General features: G+C 73.1%; 3 protein-coding genes. All 3 read left to right on the top strand.

Annotation, left to right across the window (positions count from 1 at the left end):
* Positions 1 to 78 precede the first annotated feature (78 nt).
* Entirely contained in the window at positions 79 to 1386 is a 1308-nt protein-coding gene (locus Mterra_RS20340; protein ID WP_119316757.1) for a CHASE2 domain-containing protein, read from the top strand.
* Positions 1367 to 2149: a hypothetical protein gene (locus Mterra_RS20345; RefSeq protein WP_147372980.1), complete on the top strand. Its 783-nt coding sequence runs from the start codon at positions 1367 to 1369 to the stop codon at positions 2147 to 2149. Before Mterra_RS20340 ends, Mterra_RS20345 begins: the two co-directional genes overlap by 20 nt.
* 10 nt (positions 2150 to 2159) lie before the next feature.
* The coding region (locus tag Mterra_RS20350) for a DUF4384 domain-containing protein (protein WP_147372982.1) at positions 2160 to 2680 on the top strand (521 nt) is incomplete at its 3' end.

Genomic DNA, 2680 nt, shown 5'->3' on the forward strand with positions numbered 1-2680 from the left:
GACCCCGACCGCAACCGCCAGGCGGCGCTCGAGCACGGCGCCGCCGAGGTGGTGGTGGAAGTGGTGAAGTAGGTCCGGATGCGCCCGCTGTCCCGCTTCTGGCAAAGCCCCGTCGCCCGCAAGGCCCTGCACCGCACCGCGCTGATCCTGCTGGTGATGGGGGCGCTGCAGCTCATCCACCGCTACGACCTGTTGGGGCCGCTGGGGTTTTTGGTTGACGTCGAGCAGAACGCCCCGCTCGACCAGCTCACCCGCGTGGTCTACCGCTGGGACGCCCCGCCCCCGCGCCAGGCCTTCCCCCCGGTGGTGCTCGTCGAGGTGGACCGGCACAGCCTCGAGGCGCTCGGGGTGCAGGGCTACCTCTTCCACCGCGGCCGCATGGCCGACCTGCTCCTGCGCGCGGCGGAGTACCGCCCGGCCGGGGTGCTCGTCGACTTCGACCTCTCCTTCGGCTCCAACGAGCAGGCCGCGCTCTCGGAGGGCGACGAGCGCTTGCTGCGGGTGCTCGCGCGCTTCCCCTACCCGCTGCTGCTCGCCGACGGCCGCTCCCCCGAAGCCCTCTCCGACGCCGAGGTGCCCGAGCCCAGCGTGCTGGGCCGGCCCATGGGCCGGCTCAACCCGCAGATCTTCCCGGTCAACGCCTTCGTGCTCTACGACAGCGACGGCGTGACCCGCTGGGTGCCCAAGGCCGAGCCCGGCCAGCCGCTGCCGGCGGCGCTGGCGCTGTACTGCCTGGGCGCCGGGCGCGACCTGGGCCGCCCGGAGGACCTCGAGGCCTGCCGCCGCCTGAGCGCGGGGCCCTTCGGGGTGGGCGAGCGCATCGTCTTCCGCGAGATCCAGCGCTTCGGCGACGGCACCCAGGGGGAGCAGCTCTGGAAGGGCCTCACCGTGATCAGCGCCGCCGAATTCCTGCGCGGGGGGCTGGTGCGCAGCCAGAGCACCGAGGGCGCCGTCTTCCTGCTGGGCCGCACCTGGCCGCTGGACTCCGACCAGCACTTCGTGCCGGTGCGGGCGGCCTCCTCGGGGCTACAGGGCATCGACATCCACGTCAACGCCCTCATGACGCTGGTCACCTACGGCCACTTCAGCGCCGGGCTCAACCGCTGGCTGCTGGTGTTCATGGTCCCCGCGCTGGTCTTCGTCGCGCTGTTGCTCACCTACGCCATCACCGACGGGCTGCTGGGCCGCTCGAGGTTCCGCAAGGTGATCAACGGGCTCCTGGAGCCCACCATCATCGTGTGGCTGCTGTTTTGGGTGGGGGCGTTCATCGTCAACCGCTTCGGCTATTTCCTCGATTATCTCTTCCCGGTCGTGGCGATGCACTTCGCCCTGCTGGGGCTCAAGGTGTGGAGGGGGGCGAAAGGGCATGACGCACCGGCGGATTAGTGTCGCGTTGATGGCGGTGTTGGGCCTGGCGCTGGGGGCCGAGGTCAAGCTCGAGCTCAACGGCAAGGCCCGGCTCGAGCGCAAGGGCAGCGTGGCCCGGACCTACGAGCGGGCCGGGGGCAGCCCCCTGACCCTCGACCTGCAGCCGGGCGACCGGCTGTGCGTGGAGCGGGGCGAGGCCCGCCTGACCTACGGGGTGCGGGTGTACAACCTGGGCTCGGCCACCGCCTGCTTCCAACTGGCCCCCTCCCCCAGCCTGTGGCAGCGGCTGGCGGAGGCGTGCAAGGACGTGGGCATCTGCAAGGACGAGGCGGCGCGGGCCTTCGCCAAGCCGGCCACCAGCCGGGGCGACGGCGACGCCCCCGCGCTCTACCTGCCCACCGATTACGCCCTGCCCGAGCTGCGCCTGCCCGTCGCGGGCGGGCGGCGGGTGCGGCTGCTGGGCGCGGGCGGCGAGGAGCTGTTCAGCCAGGAGGCGGCCACCGGGGTGTTCACCCTCCCCACCGGCGCCCTGCGCTTCGCCCAGCGCCTCGAGGTCGCAGGCCCCGGCGGGGTGGTCTACGCCGCCCCCGTGGTGTGGGTGGCGCTCGAGGCCGACGGCATCGCCCAGAAGCCCCGCGAGCAGGGCCTGCGGCTGCTGCTCAGCGAACAGGTCGGCTTCGCGCCCGCGGCCTACAGCTACCTGCTGGCCGCCGGGGAGCGCGAGCTGGCCGCGACGGTCGAGGCCCAGATCCGCGCGGCCTTCGGCGGGTCGGCGCCGTGAGGGGGCGGGGGTGAGACGCTGGCTGGTCCTGCTGCTGGGCCTGGGGTGGGGCCTGGCCCTGGCGCAGTTCGGGGGGCTGGGGGTGCAGGTCAGCCTCGACAAGGCCACCGCGGCGGTGCCCGTCCCCACCTACCGCATCGGGGAGAACGGCCAGATCTTCGTGCGCGTCGCCAAGGACGCCTACCTCTACGTCTTCAACGTCAACTCCGACGAGAGCATCGACCTCATCCTGCCCAACGCCCTCGACAAGCGCAACCTCGCCCGGGCCAACCAGACCTTCCAGATCCCGCCCAAGGGGGCGAGCTGGGCCATCACCGTGGGCGAGCCCGAGGGGGAGAGCGCCATCGTGGTGCTCGCCACGCGCCGGCCCATCGCGCTGGAGGAGATCGCCGACGTCGAGCGCGGCGAGGTGAGGGTCAGCGGCGCCCAGGAGCTCGGCGAGGCGCTGGGCGTGCTGATCCTGGCCGCCGGGCTCGGCGAGGCCGACTACGGCCTGAGCGGGGCCGAGTACGTCGCCGCCCGGGGCCCGCC

Source organism: Calidithermus terrae, assembly GCF_003574345.1.
GTDB lineage: Bacteria > Deinococcota > Deinococci > Deinococcales > Thermaceae > Calidithermus > Calidithermus chliarophilus.

Excerpts from the sequence above, each read along its gene's own strand:
- Mterra_RS20340 (WP_119316757.1), top strand. The coding sequence starts at position 79 with ATGCGCCCGCTGTCCCGCTTCTGGCAAAGCCCCGTCGCCCGCAAGGCC.
- Mterra_RS20345 (WP_147372980.1), top strand. The coding sequence starts at position 1,367 with ATGACGCACCGGCGGATTAGTGTCGCGTTGATGGCGGTGTTGGGCCTG.